General features: G+C 68.7%; 19 protein-coding genes and 1 riboswitch. Of the genes, 12 read left to right on the forward strand and 7 right to left on the reverse strand.

The annotated features are described in order from the left end of the window. Positions 1-144 precede the first annotated feature (144 nt). From E0H73_RS02090 to E0H73_RS02100, 3 genes are read left to right on the forward strand one after another with little or no spacing between them, the layout of a single operon-like run. Positions 145-930, forward strand: a complete 786-nt coding sequence (locus E0H73_RS02090; protein WP_131350402.1) for a hypothetical protein — start codon at positions 145-147, stop codon at positions 928-930. A gap of 15 nt (positions 931-945) precedes the next feature. Next, complete coding sequence (locus tag E0H73_RS02095) at positions 946-2094, forward strand: VldE C-terminal domain-containing protein (protein ID WP_131350404.1); 1149 nt, start codon at positions 946-948, stop codon at positions 2092-2094. Between the two features lie 41 nt (positions 2095-2135). After that, the gene (locus tag E0H73_RS02100) at positions 2136-3182 is read left to right on the forward strand and encodes a M48 family metalloprotease (protein WP_131350406.1); all 1047 of its coding nucleotides are present in this window, start codon (positions 2136-2138) and stop codon (positions 3180-3182) included. 108 nt (positions 3183-3290) lie between these two features. Here the strand turns inward: E0H73_RS02100 and E0H73_RS02105 are convergent, their stop codons facing one another. Then, on the reverse strand, positions 3291-4409 hold the full coding sequence (locus E0H73_RS02105; protein WP_131350408.1) for a winged helix DNA-binding domain-containing protein: 1119 nt from the start codon (positions 4407-4409) through the stop codon (positions 3291-3293). Positions 4410-4620: 211 nt separating this feature from the next. Here E0H73_RS02105 and E0H73_RS02110 point away from each other — a divergent pair, with 211 nt between their 5' ends. The 5 genes from E0H73_RS02110 to E0H73_RS02130 all read left to right on the forward strand — a co-directional run bounded on the left by E0H73_RS02110 (position 4621) and on the right by E0H73_RS02130 (position 10033). Then, a complete protein-coding gene (locus E0H73_RS02110; RefSeq protein ID WP_131350410.1) occupies positions 4621-6081 on the forward strand; it encodes a M36 family metallopeptidase in 1461 nt (486 codons plus the stop codon). Between the two features lie 40 nt (positions 6082-6121). Next, a complete protein-coding gene (locus E0H73_RS02115) occupies positions 6122-7057 on the forward strand; it encodes an oxidoreductase (RefSeq protein WP_131350412.1) in 936 nt (311 codons plus the stop codon). 62 nt (positions 7058-7119) lie between these two features. After that, on the forward strand, positions 7120-8724 hold the full coding sequence (locus E0H73_RS02120; protein WP_131350414.1) for a CocE/NonD family hydrolase: 1605 nt from the start codon (positions 7120-7122) through the stop codon (positions 8722-8724). Between the two features lie 147 nt (positions 8725-8871). Further along, a complete protein-coding gene (locus tag E0H73_RS02125; RefSeq protein ID WP_165555462.1) occupies positions 8872-9687 on the forward strand; it encodes an aldo/keto reductase in 816 nt (271 codons plus the stop codon). 3 nt (positions 9688-9690) lie between these two features. Then, positions 9691-9758, forward strand: a riboswitch (guanidine-III (ykkC-III) riboswitch). A 20-nt stretch (positions 9759-9778) separates the two neighbouring features. Further along, the gene (locus E0H73_RS02130; protein ID WP_131350418.1) at positions 9779-10033 is read left to right on the forward strand and encodes a CBU_0592 family membrane protein; all 255 of its coding nucleotides are present in this window, start codon (positions 9779-9781) and stop codon (positions 10031-10033) included. A gap of 10 nt (positions 10034-10043) precedes the next feature. On the opposite strand, the gene E0H73_RS02135 is transcribed toward E0H73_RS02130, so the two are convergent. Next, entirely contained in the window at positions 10044-10889 is an 846-nt protein-coding gene (locus E0H73_RS02135) for a hypothetical protein (RefSeq protein WP_131350420.1), read from the reverse strand. Between the two features lie 241 nt (positions 10890-11130). Between E0H73_RS02135 and E0H73_RS02140 the strand changes: the two genes are divergently transcribed. From E0H73_RS02140 to E0H73_RS02155, 4 genes are all read left to right on the forward strand, one after another. Beyond that, entirely contained in the window at positions 11131-12165 is a 1035-nt protein-coding gene (locus tag E0H73_RS02140; protein WP_131350422.1) for an AAA family ATPase, read from the forward strand. Between the two features lie 29 nt (positions 12166-12194). Continuing rightward, on the forward strand, positions 12195-13154 hold the full coding sequence (locus tag E0H73_RS02145) for a DUF58 domain-containing protein (protein WP_131350424.1): 960 nt from the start codon (positions 12195-12197) through the stop codon (positions 13152-13154). Continuing rightward, a complete protein-coding gene (locus tag E0H73_RS02150; RefSeq protein ID WP_131350426.1) occupies positions 13154-14107 on the forward strand; it encodes a VWA domain-containing protein in 954 nt (317 codons plus the stop codon). The genes E0H73_RS02145 and E0H73_RS02150 overlap by 1 nt, the downstream gene beginning before the upstream one ends. 159 nt (positions 14108-14266) lie before the next feature. Then, positions 14267-14764, forward strand: a complete 498-nt coding sequence (locus tag E0H73_RS02155) for a DUF3145 domain-containing protein (RefSeq protein WP_131350428.1) — start codon at positions 14267-14269, stop codon at positions 14762-14764. A gap of 206 nt (positions 14765-14970) precedes the next feature. Here the strand turns inward: E0H73_RS02155 and E0H73_RS02160 are convergent, their stop codons facing one another. From E0H73_RS02160 to E0H73_RS02180, 5 genes are all read right to left on the reverse strand, one after another. Beyond that, positions 14971-16401, reverse strand: a complete 1431-nt coding sequence (locus E0H73_RS02160; protein WP_131350430.1) for an acyl-CoA carboxylase subunit beta — start codon at positions 16399-16401, stop codon at positions 14971-14973. A 76-nt stretch (positions 16402-16477) separates the two neighbouring features. Next, complete coding sequence (fabF, locus tag E0H73_RS02165; protein ID WP_131350432.1) at positions 16478-17713, reverse strand: beta-ketoacyl-ACP synthase II; 1236 nt, start codon at positions 17711-17713, stop codon at positions 16478-16480. Positions 17714-17839: 126 nt separating this feature from the next. Further along, positions 17840-18088 (reverse strand): acyl carrier protein, encoded by a 249-nt coding sequence (locus tag E0H73_RS02170; protein ID WP_130446978.1) that lies wholly within the window; start codon positions 18086-18088, stop codon positions 17840-17842. Between the two features lie 81 nt (positions 18089-18169). Further along, positions 18170-19165: a beta-ketoacyl-ACP synthase III gene (locus tag E0H73_RS02175; protein ID WP_131350434.1), complete on the reverse strand. Its 996-nt coding sequence runs from the start codon at positions 19163-19165 to the stop codon at positions 18170-18172. Further along, positions 19162-20355 carry an ACP S-malonyltransferase gene (locus E0H73_RS02180; protein ID WP_131350436.1) on the reverse strand — a complete coding sequence of 398 codons (1194 nt, stop codon included), beginning with the start codon at positions 20353-20355 and terminating at the stop codon, positions 19162-19164. The genes E0H73_RS02175 and E0H73_RS02180 overlap by 4 nt, the downstream gene beginning before the upstream one ends. Positions 20356-20401 lie beyond the last annotated feature (46 nt).

The following is a 20401-nucleotide window of genomic DNA, read 5'->3' on the forward strand; positions in this document are numbered from 1 at the left end:
CGGAGATCACGATCGCCTCACGACCGCCGCGAAGGTAACGGCCGGCCACGTCACAGTGCCCCGGACTCGAGTCCGCCGGACGACACTGTCCGCGGACACCCGTCAGATAAGCGGCCGGATGCGCCCGACGGCTGGCGCTCGTTGATGAGCACGGACTACGACTATCCGGAGGAACTGGACGAGCTCAGTGGCCGCGAGCGTCGTCGCGCGAAGAAGAGCTGGCGGCGCGACGATCATGCACAGCGGATGGCTTGGCTGCGCAGCCAACGACAGGCCGAGCCGACCAGCCCAGCGGTCATCGTCGTCCTGGTGGTCATCCTGGCCATCGTGATTCTCGGCCTGGGCGGTGGTCTGCCGCGCCTGTTCGGCGGCGAAGACACGGATGGGGGATCCCCGGTCGGGCTGCTGACACCGGGAAGCACTGTCGTCGTACCGACGGCTCCATCCAACAATCAATCGAGCCAAGCTGCCCCGACCGCGACGACATCGGCCCTGACGACCCCGCCGCCTGAGACTCGGCGACCGTCTGCGCAAGCGACGGCCTCGGCGACCGGTGTAGTTGGCGCCTGGGCGCGAGTGTTCTACACCCGCGACCCGAGCGCCGAGGACTATGCCGCGCTGGTCGGCAAGGCCTCGAAGTACATGACTGAGGATGTGGCCTCGAGCTTCACGTCGGCGGGCGATCCCACCTACGACGCTCTGAAGGCGGATGGTGGAAAGTCGACGGTCATCTCTGCCCCGGTGAGCGCGCCGCCGCCCAACGCGGAGGCGCCCGTCGACACTCCGGAGCGCATCACGCGCTTCGTGAAGGTCACGATCAATGTCACGGGCAAGAATGCTCAGCGCATCGACGTACCCCTGCTTGTCACTCTCGTGAACCAGAACGGCCAATGGGTCATCAGCGACGTGTCTGGCGGTACGGGGCCATGACAGTGGGGGATCGCGATGTTCGACGAACGTGATGTCGGGCGGGGGTTCCTGGCGGTCGCGAGCAAGAGCGTGTACGTCAAGGGCGCGGTTGCGCTCGTCGTGGTCGGGATCGTGAGTCTGTTGATGGTTGCGCCTTTCGGCGGAACGACTCAGCCGCAGGCGGCGTGCCTTCCGCTGCCACCGGGACAAGCCGGCGGTCCTGTTCCAGCAGGCTGGATTCACAAATCCCAGCAAGACTTCGCCAAGCTCATCGACCAGGTCGCCATCGAGCGTGGTCTGCCCGGCAAGGCGACCCTGATCGCGTTGATGACGGCTCTGGTCGAATCGAATCTGCAGAACTTGTCGTACGGCGACGCAGACTCCGTTGGGCTGTTCCAGCAGCGTCCGGCTGCCGGATGGGGAACAGTCGCGCAGATCATGGATCCGCACTATGCAGCCGACGCTTTCTTCGGCGGGTCCGCAGCTCCGAACCCGCCTGGTTTGGTGGACATCAACGGCTGGCCGACGATGCCTCTTGGTGACGTCGCTCAAGCTGTTCAGGTGTCGGCATTCCCCGACCGCTATGCACTGCGGGAGCAGGAGGCGCGACAGATCGCGTCGGAGGCCGGCATCGACCTGACCCGTGCGGGGAATCCGTACGCCGGTCGATCAGGCGCACCTCCTCCGGGCTCGGCGAATGAAGGCGTGCTGGATGATGACGACTGCGGTGGGCAAGGTGGCGGTCTGGTCGAGAACGGACCGATCAATGGAGTCTGGCCCGAGCAGACGGCAAGTGTCACCGACCCGAGTGGCACCGGCGGAATGGTGACACCGCGAACGGCGGCCTGGATCGCCGAGGCCCGCAACAACCTGGGAACCCTCAGCATGAGTTGCTGGGACGCCCACGTCTGGAACCCGACCAGCGACCATCCGCGCGGGAAAGCCTGCGACGTCATGGTCGGAGCCGACGCCAGGAAGTCCGCCCCGGCTCGAGTCCGCGGCGACCAGATCGCCAACTGGGCGGTCAAGACCGCGGCGCAGACCGGGGTGCACTATGTGATCTGGTACGGCAAGATCTGGTCGGCTCGACGCGGCACGTGGATCCCGTACAACGGCGGCGGCGTCTACAACCCCACCGACGCCACCGGTGGCCACTTCGACCACGTCCATGTGTCGATGTTCTGACACGGACGTCAAGCCTTGCCCATGCAGAAGGAGAATCTCGGATGACCGGCCCCGGTGACCCACCTGAGGACAGCGCGTGGGAGTCCGGCCAACTCGAGCCCACGCGGCCGCCGGGACCTGGTGGCCCGCCGGCGGTGCCTCCGAACCCGCAGTGGATCCAACTGCCTCCCGACGCGGCTGGAGCCGGCCGCGATGCCGGTTCCCAACGCGCCCGGGTCGACGTTTCCACCGCGACTCTCCTGCTGTCGGCGTTGCCTTGGTACTTCTGGAGCTTCGCCATCGTCTCGTGGATCGTCGGGCTGCTCGGCTTCGGCTGGGGATGGATCGTTGTCGTCGCCTGGATGCTGTCCGGAGCGGTTGTCTTCGTTCGGCCCGTCGAGGACATGCTTGCCCGCTACCTGTTCCGACTTCGGCAGCCGACCCTCGTGGAGGAGCAGCGACTGCAGATGGCTTGGCGACAGGTGATCGACCGAGCCGGTGTGCCGCAAGGCAGGTACACGCTGTGGATTCAGGATTCCGAAGAGGTCAACGCAACACCGACCCCGGGACACGTTGTCGGCGTGAGCCGCTGGGCGCTCTACACACTGCCTCCGGCGCACCTGGAAGCGGCGCTGGCTCATGAACTCGGTCACCACCTGGGCGGACGGGACTGGTTGAGCCTGCTCAGCTTCTGGTACTCGATCCCGGCGCGGTGCGCGCTGATCGGAGTACGGGCCCTCGGCCGGTTGATGCTGGCGGTTCCCGCCGTCGGATGTGTGGTCGTCACCTTCGTGTTGCTGGCGTACTCCGGAGTCCTGTTCGCCGTCCTGTTGCTCGACGACAGCTTGCTCCTGCCGCTGCTGTTCCTCACGCCGTTCGTCGCGCCGCCGATCCTTGCGTGGCTCAGCCGGCGCGACATCATCCGCGCCGATCGCCGCGCCGCCGAGCTGGGCTACGGTGCGACGCTCATCCAGGTTCTGTACGGCTGGCAGTTCCAGCACCAGCAGATGTTGGGGCGCGACGGCAACCGCCGCCGCCAGTTGATGTCGAGCTACCCATCTCTCACCGATCGCGCCCATTCCCTGGAGCACTTCCTGCAGTCGAGATGATCTCGCCCCAGCAGCAGACCGCGGCGAACGGAGCTGGATCCATGCGCCGCGGTCTGATCGGCATCGTTGGTGTTAGCGCACCTCCGCCGATCTGAGGAGCGTAGCGGATCAGGGGTGGGCGAATCTGATTTCGTGGGTTGCGTTGGGGGCGGTGAAGGTCAGGAGGTTGTGGGCTTCTGACTCGATCGCGGAGCGGGCGGCGCGCGTCAGTTTGGTGATGGGGTCGATTTCCAGGTGGGCGGTTTTCTTGGATTTGGTTTGTTTCCACAGGGCGGTGGCTTGGCCGTTGTGGAGGACTGAGCCTCGGGTCAGGACCTCTTGGAGGGTTAGTTGTTGGCGGGTTTGGTTGTCTATCCAGCGGGTTCGGTCGGCGTGGGACAGGAGGAGGTTGTCGAATTCTGGGAGGAAGCGGGTGGGGGCTTCTGTGTCGGGAGATGGGAGGGGGATGGTGGGGAGGTCGTAGAGGGTTCGGCCGGTGGTGAGGTCGGTGTAGGTGCGGAGGTCCAGGCGGTCGAAGATCTCGTTGAGGCGGGTTAGGCCGGACCAGGTTTGGGCGTCGGCTACTGAGGCGGGGCCGTAGGCGGCCAAGTAGCGGAGGACCAGCCGCTCTAGAGACGGGACCGGGTCGGTGGAGGCGGCGGGGTCCACGGGGGAGTTGAGCCAGAGGTCGGCGGTGGACATGGCGGGGTTGCCGCCCTTGCCCCAGATGCCGCGAGGTGGGGTCTGGATGGTGGGGAGCAGGCAGCGTACGGCGTGGGCCAGTGCGGCGGGTTCGCGGTCGGGCCAGAGCGGGCCGAGGTGCTCACGCAGTTGTACGGCGGTCGCCGGGCCGGCGGTCATGCGGTCAATGCCGGCCCGTAGTACGGCGTCGATATCGAGACCCTCGAGGCGGTGCCGGCCGTACGTCATGTTCTGGAACACCTCCCGCTCGAGCCTCGGCTGGATCAGCGGCCGGAACGCGAGGAAATCGCGGCTCGACATCAGGTGGATCGTCGCCCGCATCATCGAACCGCGAACCGCCCGCCGCTCTTCCAGCAGTTTGGCGAGTTCGTCGGTCTGGAAGGACTGCAGTCTTGTCCACAATCCGACGTACGGCGCGAGTGGTGACTGTGCCTGCATGCCGACGAGATGCTCGATCGCCTCCAGCGCGGTCGCGTCCCGGCGTTCGAGCAGCCACTGCCGCTCCAGGGTGGCGCGATTGAGGGCCTGCAGGCTCAGCTTGGTCATGGCGGGATCCTCTCCTGTCCGTCGGGTTCGACGATAGGAGAAGAAGCGGCCAAGATCGGTCCTCTATTCACCAGCAAGGTTTTCCCTTGCGACGCCGGACTGGCGGGAACTTCCGCTTCCCAGCGGGTGCCCGGGCGAACTAGGGTCTCGACGGATCGTAGTTGTTGCGTTACGCAACACGAACAGGTTCGTCGACTGTGGGAGGGAACGTATGACGAAACGCCGCAAGGCGGTCGTGGCCGTCACCGCCGGACTGGCCACCATTTCGCTCGGGCTGTCCGTCACCAGCGCCGCGGGAGCCGCGCCGGAGACCACGACCCTGGGCAACCTGAAGTTGATCAAGACCAAGACGTCGCTGCTCGGCAAGCACTACTGGTACCAGCAGACCTTCAAGGGCCTGCCCGTCGTCAACGGGTACTACGCCAAGCACGAGACCAAGGGCGGCGGTGTCGAGATCGCCGACGGACGGGACGCCATACCGTCGAATCTGGACGTGTCGGCAAAGGTGCCTGCGGCAACAGCGACGAGCAGCGCGAACAGTGTGGTCAGCGCTCGCGCCGCCCGGACCCGGATCGCCGGGCCGCACAAGGACGCCGTGCCGGCGCCGACCGCCACCCAGGGCGCGGCCCAGCTGGCCGTCGTCGGTGGCAAGGACGCGCGGTTGGTCTGGAAGGTCACCAGCAAGTCGGCCGAGGGCGTCAGTGAGTCCCTGGTCGACGCCAAGAGCGGGACCGTGGTCGAGTCGAAGGTGGTCAGCCAGAACGTCGACGGTCACGGTTCGGTGTTCGACCCGAACCCGGTGGTCAGCGAGCAGAACGAGAAGCTGACCGACCAGAACGACAAGAACCAGGATGCCCTGTTCCTGGCCCAGAAGAACGTGATCCTGCGGAACCTGGACGGCTCCGGCAAGCTCAACGGGGCCTATGTGAACATCGCCGAGGCCAAGGGCGGGGTCGCGCAGAGCAAGAACAACACCTTCGTCTACCAGCGCGCGAACAACAAGTTCGAGCAGGTGATGGCGTACTACCACGTGAACCAGACGCAGGAGTACATCCACCAACTGGGATTCACCGAGGTGAACAACGAGTCGCAGGACTTCTCGATCAACACCTTCGCCGGCGACAACTCGTTCTACGACCCGTCGACGGACATCATCACGATGGGCGAAGGTGGCGTCGACGACGCCGAGGACGCCGAGGTGATCTGGCACGAGTACGGTCACGCGATGCAGGACGACGTCGTGCCGGGCTTCGGCGAGTCGCTCCAGGCCGGCTCGATGGGTGAGGGCTTCGGCGACTACTGGGCCGTCACCATGTCCGAGCCGGTCAGCAAGGGCTTCGAGCTGCCCTGCGTGATGGACTGGGACGCGACGTCGTACACCAGCACCGAGCCGCACTGCCTGCGTCGTACCGACACCGGCAAGACCACCGACGACATCGTCGGCGAGGTGCACGACGACGGTGAGATCTGGTCGAACGCGCTCTGGGACATCAACCGGGCGCTCGGCCGGACCAAGGCCAACAAGGTCATCCTCGAGGCGACGTTCTTCTACGACCCGGACACGTCGTTCGCCGCCGCGGCCCAGGACACCGTCCAGGCCGCCCGGCTGCTCTACGGCAAGCCCGCCGCGCAGCAGGTGACCGACGCCTTCAAGGCGCGCAAGATCCTCTGACGGTCGCTCCAGGTTGTGCGCCCGCAACTACTGTGGGCGCATGACCTGGAGTACGGCGGACATCCCCGACCTGACCGGACGACGGGCGCTGGTCACCGGCGCCACCAGCGGCCTCGGGTACGAGACGGCGCTCGAACTGCTGAGACACGGCGCCGAGGTGCTCATCGGCGCGCGCAATCCGGAGAAGGCCGCCAAGGTCTCCCAAGCCCTTGCCGACGCAGCCGGCCGGCAGCCCACCGTCGTCGAGCTGGACCTGGCCGATCTGGCGAGTGTCGAGCAGGCGGCCGGCAAACTCACCGCGACGTACGACGCGCTCGATCTGCTCGTGAACAACGCCGGCGTGATGGCGACGCCGTATTTGCAGACGAAGGACGGGTTCGAGCTCCAGATCGGCACCAACCATCTCGGGCACTTCGCCCTCACCGGCCGGCTGCTGCCGTTGCTGCTCCAGGCGCCCGCGGCCCGGGTCGTGACGGTCAGCTCGTTCATGCACACGACCGTTCGCGGGATCACGCAGGCGGACTTCCGGCGACCGGCCGGCGGCTACTCCAAGTGGGACGCGTACGGGAAGTCGAAGCTCGCCAACCTGCTCTTCATGCTCGAACTCGACCGCCGCGCCCGCGCCGCCGGCGTGAACCTGCTCAGCGCCGGCGCACATCCCGGGTACGCCTCCACCCACCTGCAGACCAACGGGCCCGAGCTCGCGGGCCAGCAGTTCATGGCCAAGGTGATGAGCATCGGGAACACCCTCTTCGCGCAGACCGCCGCGGCAGGCGCCTGGCCGAGCCTGTACGCCGCGACCAACCCTGACCTGAGTCCCGGCTCGTACGTCGGTCCAGGCTTCCTCGGGTGGCGCGGCAAACCGGCGATCGCGCGTCCCACCCGCACCGCTCGGGACCCCGGCCTTGCCGAGCGGCTCTGGGAATGGTCGATCGAGGCAACCGGAGTGGATCCGGCACTCACTGTGCCGAGGTAGTGACACAGTGACAGCTTTCTGGTTACCCTCCGGTAATTCTCGATGGACGCCGGAGGTCTCACGTGCGCAGACTCGCAGCCGCCCTCGCTGTCGCCCTTGCCGTTGCGCTGGCCCTGATCACCATCGGTCCGCGTGCCGAGGCCGACCAGTCCGCGCCAGGCTTCAGTACGTCGTACCAGCGCATCCCCGGCGCGGACGGGACCGGGATCGGCGCTGTCGTGCTGACGCCGACCGGCCAGGGCGACGGGCCGTTCCCGCTCGTGGTGATGCCGTCGAGCTGGGGCGTGCCGAACGTCGAGTACGTCGGTCAGGGCGCGAAGCTGGCCAGGTCCGGCTTCCAGGTCATCGCGTACTCGAGTCGCGGCTTCTGGGACTCCGGCGGCGGCATCGACATCGCGGGCCCGCCGACCGTCGCCGACGTCAGCAAGGTGATCGACTGGGCCGATCAGCACACACCGGCCGACACCAGTCGGGTCGCCGCGGTCGGGATCTCGTACGGCGCCGGCACCTCGCTGCTCGCGAGTGCGCAGGACCCGCGGATCAAGGCGGTCGGCGCGATGAGCGGCTGGGCCGACCTGATCGCGTCACTCGATCCGAACGACACGGTCGCACTCCAGTCCGTCGCCGGCCTGCTTGCCCTCGGCAACATCACTGGCCGGCCGGGTCCGGAGATGGCCTCGCTGCAGACCAAGTTCGTCACCGGGAACTTCGACGGCGCGATCGCCGAGGCCAAGCAGTTGGCGCCGGTCAGGTCGGCCGCGACGATGGTCGACCAGATCAACGCGAACGCGCCGGCCGTGTTCCTTGCCAATGCGTTCGAGGACTCGATCTTCCCGCCCTCGCAGTACACCGACTTCTTCACTCGGCTGACCGGCCCGAAGCGCCTGCTGCTCGCGCACGGCGACCATTCGACGCCTGAGGTGCCTGGCGCGATCGGCCTGCCCAACGAGACCTGGGACGAGCTCGCGGCCTGGCTGCGGCACTACATCGCCGACGCGGACAACGGCGCGGACGCCGAGGCGCAGGTCCAGCTGAGGTCGCAACGCGGCGTCTGGCGCGGGTACACGAACTGGGTCGCCGTCGGGCAGCCGCGTACGGCGTACCTCACCAAACCGACCGGGTTGTCGCGGACAGGCACACTCCAGCCCAAGGCCTCGACGGGGTGGACCAGCAACATCGCCGCTGGTGTCCCGACCCTGGCGGACAGCGGCGTGGCGCTCGTTTCCGGCGCACTGCAAGGGCTTCTGTCGATCCCGACCGCGGTCGCGACTCCGCTCGTCGACAGGTCGTTCGCGGGCGTCTGGTCCAGCCCGGTCTACACCAGCGGCGCCATCGTCAACGGCACGCCGAAGCTGCATCTGACGGTCAAGCCGTCCGGGCCGAACACCTCACTCTTCGCCTATCTGTACGACGTCAACGCGCTCGGCGTCGGCTCGTTGATCGCGCACAAGCCGTTGACCCTGCGTGGCGCGACGCCTGGCAAGGCGGTGCCGGTCGACATTCGCCTCGAGGCGACCAGTTGGGAGGTCCCGGCCGGCAACCACCTGGTCCTCGTGGTGGACACGGTCGACCCGCGCTACCTCGGCCGCAGCGCCCTCGGTACGTCGGTCACCTTCGGCTCCCCGGCGGGCGACCCATCCCGGATCAGCATCCCTGTGATCGCGTGACCGCACCTACCGCAGGTCGCGACCGATGCCCCAGGCAAGCTCAGAGCGTCGCAGTACCGGCGGGTTGAGGCGGGCGATTCGGGATGCGAAGTCGTCGCATCTCACCGATCCTGGTAGGTACTGCCGACCATGGGAGGTGACAGTGCGATGGCCGCTCCCAGCCGTGCGCTCGCGCCCACCTCGGTGAGTAGGTTCCGGCCACCCCGCTTCGGGCTCAGCGGATCGCGCCTGGGCGAGCCGGGTCCGGACGGTGACGCGCTCGCGACCGTGGATGCGGCGTACCAGGCCGGCATCCGGTTCTTCGACACCTCCCCGACGTACGGAGAGTCGGAACGACGTCTTGGTACGGCGCTGCAGCGGCGGCCGCGTAGTGAGTTCCTCGTGTCCACCAAGGTGGCGGGTGAGGACGCCGGTGCGTCGGTGCGGGCGAGTGTGAAACGTCTGGGGCTTGCGGTCGACCTGGTCTTCGTCCGGGATGCCGACGAGTCGGCGTACCCGGTGCTGGACGAGTTGCGGCGCAGGGGAGAGATCAAGGCAATCGGAGCGGCCTCGGGGGACTGGCGGCTGCTCGACGGACTGGTGCGCGATGTGGACCTCGATTGTGTGTTGCTGGCCGGGCAGTACTCGCTCCTCGATCAGTCCGCGGCACCGCTGCTGGATCGTTGCCTGGCCCGCGGTATCTCGGTGATCGTGTCCGGCATCCTGACCCGGCCGATCCTGCAGAGCGAGAAGTCCAGCGATCCCGTCGCGATCCGGGCACGGCGCATCTCCGCGGTCTGCGAGCGGTACGGCGTTTCGTTGCCGCAGGCAGCACTCGCCTTTCCCGTAAGGCATGCCGCGGTCGCGTCCGTGCTGATCGCGGCGGCCAGCCCGGCCGAGATTCGCGCCGACGCGGCTCTGGTCCGGCAGCCGGTGCCGGCCACCTTGTGGCGGGATCCGGAATTGTTGCGATTGGTATCCTGACCGGAGGATCCGCGGTCTGCGGTTCCCCGGTCGAGTGGCGTCGTACCCGGTCCATGACAAGACGGCGCCCGCCCCAGGAGGGGCCACTCCGATGCATGTCATCGACATTCTCGAGATCGCCGGCGCGGTCACCATTCTGGTCGCCTTCGCGGCGGCCCAGGCGGGCAAACTCCGTCAGCGCACGCTCGCGTACCAGTTGCTCAACCTGCTCGGCTCCGGGGTGCTCGCGGTGATCGCCGCGGTCGAGTCCTCGTGGGGCTTCCTGCTCCTCGAGGGCAGCTGGGCAGTGATCAGCCTGATCGGCCTACTCACCCTCAATCGAGGCCGAGAGCCCGCCACTCACTGAGCTACCCGGCTCAGAACTTGTCGCCGGGGTTGGTCGGCGGCGTTCCCGAAGTCGGCGAACCCGTGGGGGTCCCGGTCGTCGGCGTCGTGCTCGTGGTCGGCGTCGGTCCGGTCGACCCGGTGTTCGGCGGCGGGGTGGTCGGCGTGACCGTCACCGTCACCGTGTTGCTCGGCGTCGGGATGACCGGCTCCGGCTCCAGCGGCTCGGCATTGCGGAACAGCAGCCAGGCCAGGAACACGGCCAGGGCCATGATGAGCGCCATCGTCACCAGCGCGAAGATCAGCGCCCAGCGCGACGCCGGGCGCAGGATGTTCGGCCACGGCAGCGGCCAGATCCGGAACAGGCCTGGCCGGCGGCGGCCCTCCCAGTAGTGCCGGAAGTCCGGCCCACGGACTCGTCCGTTCTGCGGGATCCGATCCATCAGTACGGCGGACAGCACGTCCTCGCCGCGGCGCTCCGCGATCAAGCGCTCGTCCGACGCCGCGCTGGTCCCGTCGTCGATCCGGATCGGGCCGAGCGCGACCCACAACGCCAGGTCGTCGTCGTCCGAGTCGTTGTGCGCCAGTACGGCGTCGTCCGGCAACTCGTCGACCGCGTTCACGAACCGGTCCCGGGCAGCCGCGTCGTCTGCGGAGCCCTCGGTCATCATCGCGACCACCGCACTCCGGCCGTCGTCGGCGCTGGCGGTGTACAGGTAGCCGGCCGCGTTCGCGCCGAGACGACCGCGCAGCCAGTACTCACCGACCCGCGGCGGATCCTCCGGCAGCAGCGGCAGTGCCTCCGGGATCACCCGCCCAGGCGCGTCCTCCGGCGCATCCGCCGAACGCACCTCAGCCTGTGATTCCGTCGCAGTCATCACCTCCAATCCCACCACATCCCTGGTAGCACTGTCGCCACCGGGAGAACTCACCCGCTGTGACGGCCCCGATCGAGGCTTGTGAATTTGGGTCGATGGGGAGGATGGGGAAAGGACCTGGTGGGCCGTCGGGCCGGCGGACCCGGGGATCTGATGGAATGGCCGGAGTTGTGAGTGCGCCACAGCAGCGACGCGGCGCGGAGATGACCAAGGTCCGTGCGCGGACCCCGGAAGGACAGGCATGACCGAAACCACTGTGCCGGCTGGATCGGTGGCCCAGCAGTCCCGGCTGATCGGCGAGGCCGTCACCGAGGTCAAGCGGGTGATCGTGGGCCAGGAGCACATGGTCGAGACGCTGATGGTCTCGCTGCTCGCCAAGGGCCATTGCCTGCTCGAGGGCGTGCCCGGCGTCGCCAAGACGCTGGCGGTGCGGACCTTCGCCTCGGTGGTCGGCGGCACGTTCGCCCGGATCCAGTTCACCCCCGACCTGGTCCCGTCCGACATCGTCGGCACCCGGATCTACCGGCAGACCCGGGAAGCGTTCGACATCGAACTCGGCCCGACGTTCGTGAACTTCGTGCTCGCAGACGAGGTGAACCGGGCCCCGGCCAAGGTGCAGTCCGCGATGCTGGAACTGATGGCCGAGCGGCAGGTGTCGATCGGCGGCCAGACCTTCCCGATGCCGAAGCCGTTCATCGTCATCGCCACCCAGAACCCGATCGAGTCCGAGGGCGTCTACCCGCTGCCCGAGGCGCAGCGGGACCGGTTCCTGGTCAAGATCGACGTACCGCACCCGCGCGGGCACGAGGAGTTCGAGATCCTCCGCCGGATGAGCGTCGACCCGCCGGAGCCGCGGCAGGTGCTCAAGCCGGAGACGATCCTGGAGCTGCAGCGGTCCGCGGAGCAGGTCTTCGTCCACAACCTGGTCGCGGAGTACGCCGTCCGCCTGGTGATGGCGACCCGGACGCCGTCCGACTTCCACCTGCCCGACCTGGAGCCGATCATCGAGCTCGGGGTCAGCCCGCGAGCCACCCTCGGCATGATCGCGGCCGGGCGGGGGCTCGCGCTGATCCACGGTCGCGACTACCTGCTGCCGAGCGACATCCAGACCGTCGCGCTGGACGTGATGGGCCACCGGCTCGGCCTGACCTTCGACGCGGTCGCGGACAACATCGACCCGCGCGCCGTGATCGAGCGCATCCTGGCCACCGTCCCGCCGCCGCAGCCGGTGTGGCGCGACGGCAACGACGGCACCGGCCGCCCGGAGTTCGTCTAGTGGCCAACCGTCCGGATCCGCGGGCTGCGATGACGATCTCGCAGCTCGCTCCCGAGCGTGCGCTCCGACGGCTGGAGTTGACAGTCGTACGGCGCCTCGAGGGGTTCCTGCACGGGGAGCACCTGGGCCTGCTGCCCGGGCCAGGCACGGAGTTGGCCGAGGCCCGGGAGTACCAGGTCGGAGACGACGTACGACGGATGGACTGGGCCGTCACCGCCCGTACGACGGTCCCGCACGTGCGGGACCTGATCGCGGACCGGGAGCTGGAGACGTGGGCCCTGGTGGACCTGTCCGGGTCGATGGACTTCGGGACGTCGCAGTTGGAGAAGCGGGAGCTCGCAGTCGCGGCCGTCGCCACAGTCGGGTTCCTCACCCACCGGCTGGGGGACCGCTTCGGTGGCCTGATGCTGCGTGACTCCTCTCTGCGACGCTGGCCGGCGCGGTCCGGGCGCCTGGCCCTGTACGGCCTGCTCCGGGCGCTGCTGGCCGAGCAGATGGGCGACCAGGAAGCGCACCGCAGTGACTTGGCCGCAGCCCTCGAATCGATGGCCCGGACCCAGCGCAAGCGAGGTCTGCGCGTGGTCGTGTCCGACTTCCTGACTCCTCAGGACGGTGAGGTCGACAGCCGGCTGGAGCCGTCCTGGGAGCGCGCGATGCGCAAGCTCACCGCGCAGCACCAGGTGCTCGCGGTGGAGATCGTCGACCCGCGCGAGCTCGAACTGCCCAACATCGGCGTGGTCACGATCGGTGATCCGGAGACCGGCGAGGTGCGGGAGATCGACACGCGCCGGCGCAAGGTCCGGGAGGCGTTCGGGCTGGCGGCACTCGCGCAACGGGAACGAACCCGGATCGCCTTGCGTAGGGTAGGTGCGGGGCATTTGGTCCTGCGGACCGACCGGGACTGGGTCGCCGACACCGTGCGGTTCGTGCTCGCCTACCGGAGAGTGGCGCCCCGCCTGCACCAACCGCCGAAGGGAGTGGCTCGCTGATGGAGTTCCTGTCTCCGGCCAGACTGTGGTTCCTGCTCATCATCCCGGTCGTACTCGCGGCGTACATCTTCCTGCAGCACCGCCGGTCGCAGTACGCGCTGCGCTTCACGAACATCGCCCTGCTGGACCGGGTTGCGCCGAGACGGCCGCAGTGGCGGCGGCACCTGGCCGTGGGCCTCGCGCTGCTGTCCGCGCTGTCGTGCATCGTGGCGTTCGCGCAGCCCAAGGACAAGGTCAAGGTCCCGCGCGAACGAGCCACCATCGTGGTCGCGATCGACGTGTCGCTGTCGATGATGGCCACCGACATCGAGCCGAACCGGCTGGAGGCGGCGAAGAAGTCGGCGAAGAACTTCATCAACCAGTTGCCGGGCAAGTTCAACGTGGCCTTGGTCAACTTCGCCGGTACGGCATCCATCATCGTGCCGCCGACCACCGACCGCGCGACCGTACTGCGCTCCGTCGACGGCCTGGAGCTGGCCGAGTCGACGGCGACCGGTGAGGGCATCTTCACCTCGCTGCAGGCGCTGACCCAGGTCCCGCCGGACCCTGACCACCCGAACGATCCCGCCCCGGCCCGGATCGTGCTGCTGTCCGACGGGAAGCGGACAGTCGGCCGGACGGCACAGGAGGGCGCGCAGGCCGCGAAGGCGAAGAACACGCCGGTCTACACGATCTGCTTCGGCACCGACTCGGGCTTCATCGAGATGGACGGCATCCGCCAGCGGGTGCCACCGGACCGCGCCGAGCTGCGCAGCGTCGCCGAGATCAGCGGCGGCGAGGCCTACACCGCGGAGTCCGCGGGCGAGCTCGAGGACGTCTACAAGGACATCGGCTCCTCGGTCGGGTACGACGAGGTGGACAAGGAAGTCACCGCCCGCTTCGCCGGTATCGCCATGCTCTTCACCCTGGCCGCCGCCGGCGCCTGTATCGCCCTGGCCTCGCGGTTCCCGTAACCCCGACCAGAAGCGCGACACGGCCGTGATGTAGTTGACACGGCGAGGTTGCTGGTGTTGGTGGGGTCGGTGGTGCAAGATGTACGCAGAGTTCCACCGGGAACGACGTAGCTGTTCGAGAACGCTGGGGAAGGCGCCCCTCGAGCACAGGAGGTCCCGGTGGCGACGACTCGTGGCGTTCTTTACGTCCACACGGTGCCGTCAGCGTTGTGCCCGCATGTCGAGTGGGCCGCGGGCGGCGTACTCGGCGTGCCTGTGAAACTTGACTGGACGCCGCAGCCCGCAGCTCAAGGCACCTATCGGGCCGAGCTGTCCTGGCAGGCCGAGGCGGGGACGGCGGCCAAGCTGGCGTCCGCGCTGCGCGGATGGCAGAAGCTCCGGTTCGAGGTGACCGAGGAGCCGAGCAACGGCGTCGAGGGCGAGCGGTACTCGTTCACGCCCGACCTCGGGGTCTTCCACGCGACGACCGGTGTCCACGGCGACATCATGGTGCCGGAGGAGCGGCTGAAGGCCGCGATGCTGAAGGCCGCCAGCGGTGAAGCCGACCTGACCGAGGAGGTCGAACGCTTGCTGGGTCGCCCCTGGGACGACGAGCTCGAGCCCTTCCGGTACGCCGGCGACGGTGCACCGGTGCGATGGCTGCATCAAGTCGTCTGAACGGAACCTGAGAACTTCAGAAGAAAGCCATGACGGGCAGCGACTTCCCCGAACTTTTGCATGAGACTGAGCATCAGACATCTCACCAGGGTGGGAGGGGCCGTGGCCGCTGGGCCACCGGGTGTCGGGACACCCCCGGTTGTCGAACAACAGCGGCCGCACCACGTGAAGGGCGCGAACCTCAGGGTTCGCGCCCTTTGTGCGTCCTAGAGGGGGATGTTGCCGTGGGCACCGCGGGTGCGGCCACTGGCCTCGGCGTCCGCGATCGCGGTGGCCAGGGCGGTGCGGGTCTTGGCGGGGTCGACGACCTCGTCGACGACGCCGATCTCGCGGGCGCGGTCGATACCTCCGGCCAGCTTCTCGTGTTCGGCGGCGAGCTCGGCCTCGACCTGAGGACGGAGTTCAGGGTCGACCTCGGCGAGCTTGCGTCGGTGCAGGACTCGGATCGCGGCGACCGCGCCCATCACGGCCACCTCCGCGCGCGGCCAGGCGAACACCCGGGTGGCACCCAGCGACCGCGCGTTCATCGCGATGTAGGCGCCGCCGTACGTCTTCCGGGTCACCAGCGTCACCCGCGGTACGACGGCCTCCGCGAACGCGTGCAGGAGCTTCGCACCACGCCGTACGACGCCGTCCCACTCCTGACCGACACCGGGCAGGTACCCGGGCACGTCGACCAGGACCACGAGCGGTACTCCGAACGCGTCGCACATCCGGACGAACCGGGATGCCTTCTCCGCCGATAGCGCGTCGAGGCAACCACCCAGCCGGAGCGGGTTGTTCGCGATCACGCCGACAGTGCGACCGCCGAGCCGGCCGAGCGTGGTGACGATGTTCGGCGCCCACCGCTGGTGCAGTTCGACCGAGGAGTCCTCGTCGAGCACCCCTCCGACCAGCGGATGGACGTCGTACGCGCGCTTGGCCGACTCCGGCAGCAACCCGGACAGGTCGGTGTCGGGTACGTCGGTCGCCACCGTGCCCTGCTTCGCGAGCAGGTCGGTGACCCGGCGGGCTCGCTCGATCGCCGCGGCCTCGGAGTCGGTGGTGATGTGGACGACGCCGGACCGTCGGCCGTGCGGCTCGGGTCCGCCGAGGCGGAGCATGTCCACGTCCTCACCTGTGACCGAGCGGACCACGTCCGGCCCGGTCACGAAGATCCGGCCCTCCGGACCGAGGATGACGATGTCGGTCAGTGCCGGCCCGTACGCCGCTCCGCCCGCGGCCGGACCGAGGACGACAGAGATCTGCGGGATCTTCCCCGACGCCTGTGTCATCGCGTAGAAGATCTTCCCGACCGCGTGCAGGCTGAGCACGCCCTCGGCCAGCCGGGCGCCGCCGGAGTGCCACAGGCCGATGATCGGCACCTGCTCCTGCCGGGCGACCTCATACGCCCGGACCACGACGTCACAGCCCTCGTCGCCCATCGCGCCACCCATCACAGTGGCGTCTGAGCAGAAGGCGATCACCGTTGCGCCCTCGACGGTCCCACGCGCCGCGACCATCCCGGACAGGTTGTCCGGCGTGATCAGCTCCAGGCTGCCGGGGTCGAGCAGAGCGGTCAGTCGGGTGACCGGGTTGCGCGGGTCCTGCTCGCGGGGCAGCTTGACGGGCTTGGGTACTACGGGGGCGGTGGTCATAGGTCCTCCGGGGTGAGAAGGAAACTGCGGCGTCGCCCGGCGTACGGCGTACCGTCCGCCGGGCGACTGGCGGCTGTTAGACCGTCTTGAAGGCGATGGCGGCGTTGTGACCACCGAAGCCGAACGAGTTGTTCAGCGCCGCGAGGTCCCCGTCAGCCAGCTTGCGCTGTTCCGTCGCGACGTCCAGCTCGATCTGGTCGTCGAGCTTGTCCACGTTGATGGTCGGCGGCACCAAGCGGTGGTGCAGCGCGAGTACGGTCGCGATCGACTCGACCGCACCGGCCGCGCCGAGCAGGTGACCGATCATCGACTTCGGCGCGGTCGCCACCGCGTGGTCGGCGTCCTTGCCGAGCGCCAACCGGATCGCCAGCGATTCCGCGATGTCGCCTTGCGGGGTCGAGGTGGCGTGCGCGTTGATGTGGAAGATGTCGGCCGGGGTCAGATCGCCCTCGACCAGTGCCCGCTCCATCGCCCGTCGCGCACCGGACCCGGTCGGGTCGGGCTGCGCGATGTCGTGACCGTCGGCGGAGATGCCCGCGCCGGCCAGCTCGGCGTAGATCTTGGCGCCCCGCGCCTTGGCGTGCTCGTACGACTCCAGCACCAGGACCCCGGCGCCCTCGCCGAGCAGGAATCCGTCCCGGTCGACGTCCCACGGACGGGAGGCCTTCTCGGGCTCGTCGTTGCGCTTGCTCAGCGCCATCATCTGCCCGAACGCCGCCAGCGGCAGGGCCATGATCGCGCCCTCGGTGCCACCGGCCAGGACGACGTCGGCTCGGCCGAGCCGGATCTGGTCCAGGCCGAGCGCGATCGCTTCGTTGCCGGAGGCACAGGCCGAGACCGGGGTGTGTACGCCGGCCTTGGCGCCGAACTCCAGGCTCACGTACGCCGCGGACGAGTTCGGCATCAGCATCGGGATCGCCAGCGGCGACACCCGGCGCGGGTTGTTCTTCAGCGCGTCGTAGTTCGACAGCGTGGTGTGCAGGCCGCCGATGCCGGACGCGACCGCGACCCCGAGCCGCTCCTTGTCCAGCCCGGAGTCCTCCAGGCCGGCGTCGGCCCAGGCCTGCCGGGCGGCGACCACGGCCAGCTGGGCGTTCCGGTCCAGGCGTCGGGCCTTCACCCGCTCGAGCACCTCGGTCGGCTCGACCGCGGCCGGAGCGGCGATCTGGACCGCAAGGTTCTGCACCCAGTCGTCGGTCAGCCGCCGGGCGCCGGAGCGACCGGCCAGCAGGCCTTCCCAGGTGCTGGGCACGTCGCCGCCGAGCGGGGTGGTGGCTCCGAGCCCGGTGATCACGACTCGGGTCTTCGACATCTTTACCTCATCCTTTGCGAGATCTGGGGGACAGGAGCGAGGGGTGGGTGGTGCGGTGCCGGTGCGTGGTGCTCATCGGACGGGTGGTCCGATGAGCACCGGCCAGCACACGGGAACGGCGGGTGGTCAGCCGTTCTGGGCGCGCTCGATGAACGCGACCGCGTCGCCGACGGTCTTGAGGTTCTTCACCTCGTCGTCGGGGATCTTGACGTCGAACTTCTCCTCGGCGGCCACCACGACCTCCACCATGGAGAGCGAGTCGACGTCGAGGTCGTCGGTGAAGGACTTGTCCAGCTGGACGTCCTCGACCGGGATGCCGGCGATCTCGTTCACGATCTCGGCGAGGTTGGAACGGATCTCTTCGGTGCTGGCCATCTTCTCGGTTTCCCTTTCGGATCTGCTTGGGCTACTTCAGCCGGGCCGGCCACCTGAGCCGCCCCGGACAACTATGGGGTCCTACGGCACCCGGATGACCTGGGCGGCGTACACCAGGCCGGCGCCGAAGCCGATGACGAGCGCGAGGTCGCCGCTCTTGGCCTCGCCGGACTCGCGCATTGCGGTGATCGCCAGCGGGATCGAGGCGGCCGAGGTGTTGCCCTGCCGTTCGATGTCGCGGGCAACCTTCACGTGCGCGGGCAGCTTCAGTGCCCGGCGCATCGCGTCGGTGATCCGCATGTTCGCCTGGTGCGGCACGAACAGGTCGAGGTCCTCGGCCTGCACGCCGGCCACGTCGAGCGCCTGCTGCGCGGTCTTGGCCATCTCGAACGACGCCCAGCGGAACACCGGGTTGCCGTCCATCGTCAGATGCGGCCACTGGTAGCTGCCGGCCGCCTCCTGCCACGACTCCTTCTGGCTGATCACCTGGTGCTGGGTGCCGTCGGAACCCCACACCACCGGGCCGATACCGGGCTCGTCGGTCGGCCCGACGATCGCCGCACCCGCTCCGTCGGCGAAGATGAACGCCGTACTGCGGTCGGTCCGGTCGGTGATGTCGCTGAGTCGCTCGACCCCGATCGCCAGCACGTACTTCGCGCTGCCGCCGCGGACCATGTCGTTGGCCATCGCGATGCCGTAACAGAAGCCCGCGCAGGCGGCGGAGATGTCGAACGCGGCCGCGGTCGGCGCGCCCACCTCGACCGCGATCTGGGTCGCGATCGCCGGGGTCTGGTACAGGTGCGTGACGGTCGCGACGATGACGCAGCCGATCTGGGCCGGGTCGATCCCGGAGTCCTTCAGGGCGTCCTTGGCGGCGTTGACCGACATCATCAGGACGGTCTCGTCGTCGCTGGCCCAGCGGCGTTCCTTGATGCCGGACCGGGTCTGGATCCACTCGTCACTGGAGTCGATCTGCTCCAGGATCTCGGAGTTCGGTACGACGCGGCGCGGCCGGTACGACCCGATACCGAGAACACCGGCGTACGTCGAACCTGTCGACGCAGTGATCGTGGTCATGAAGTCGCTCCGTTCGGGTGGAGGCGGACCAGCGGCTGCCCGGGGGCGACCGGGTCGCCTTCCTCGACGAGCCACTCGACCACGATGCCGCCGTGCGGGGCCTTGACCTCGAGCTCGTCGCGGAGGCTCTTCACCTTGGCGACCACCTCGCCGGCCTCGACCGTGTCACCTGACTCCCGGCGTTCTTGCTCGGTGCGGGTGAAGGTGCCCTTCATTGGCGCGACCAACAGCCGCCAGGTCGGAGACGCGTCGATCTCGGACGGGCTGCCGTGCTTGTCGACGAACGCGCGGGCGTCGTCGAGCTGGTCCGGCGTCTTCAGAGCGAACGTCTCGACGCCCTTCAGCGCCCGCCTCGCGATCCCGGTCAGCGTGCCGGCCGGCGGCAGCTCCAGGATGCCGGTCACCTCGAGGTCGGCCATCGTCTGCATGCACAGGTCCCAGCGGACCGGCGCGTTCACCTGGGTGACGAGCCGGCGCAGGACGTCCTGGCCGTCGTGCACGACCTGGCCGTCGCGGTTCGAGATCAGGCGGGTGCGCGGATCGTGGGTGCTGATCGCGGTCGCGTACCCGGCCAGGGTGTGGACCGCGGGCTCCATGTGCTTGGTGTGGAACGCGCCGGCCACCGACAGCGGGATCAGCCGGGTCTTCGCGGGCGGGTCCGCGGCCAGCGCCGCGAGCTCCTCGACCGTGCCGGCGGCGACGATCTGGCCGGGGCCGTTGTCGTTCGCGGGGGTCAGGCCGTGCTCGGCCAGCTTGGCCAGGACCTCGTCGCGGTCGCCACCCAGGACGGCGGTCATCGAGGTCGCGGTCTGGGCCGCGGCAGCGGCCATTGCCTTGCCGCGCTCGCGGACCAGGACCATCGCCTGCTCGGCCGTGAGTACGCCGGTGCCGGCCGCGGCCGCGATCTCGCCGACACTGTGCCCGGCGACGGCGCCGACCTTGGTGAAGGCGTCGGCCGGGTGCGGGAACACGGCCAGCGCCGCCAGCAGGCTGGACGCGACCAGCAGCGGCTGCGCGATCGCGGTGTCCCGGATCGTGTCCGCGTCGGCCTGCGTGCCGTAGTGGCCGAGGTCGAGGCCGGCCACCGCGGAGAGCCAATGGAGCCGGCTCTCGAACACCGGATCGGCCAGCCACGGCTCGAGGAAACCTGGGGTCTGGGCACCCTGACCGGGCGCGACGATGACGAGCACGTGACAACTCTCCCTGAGCCAGGCCGCCCGTGCCCCTGGAAGGGGC

Origin of the sequence: Kribbella pittospori, from assembly GCF_004331465.1 — a bacterium.
GTDB lineage: Bacteria > Actinomycetota > Actinomycetes > Propionibacteriales > Kribbellaceae > Kribbella > Kribbella pittospori.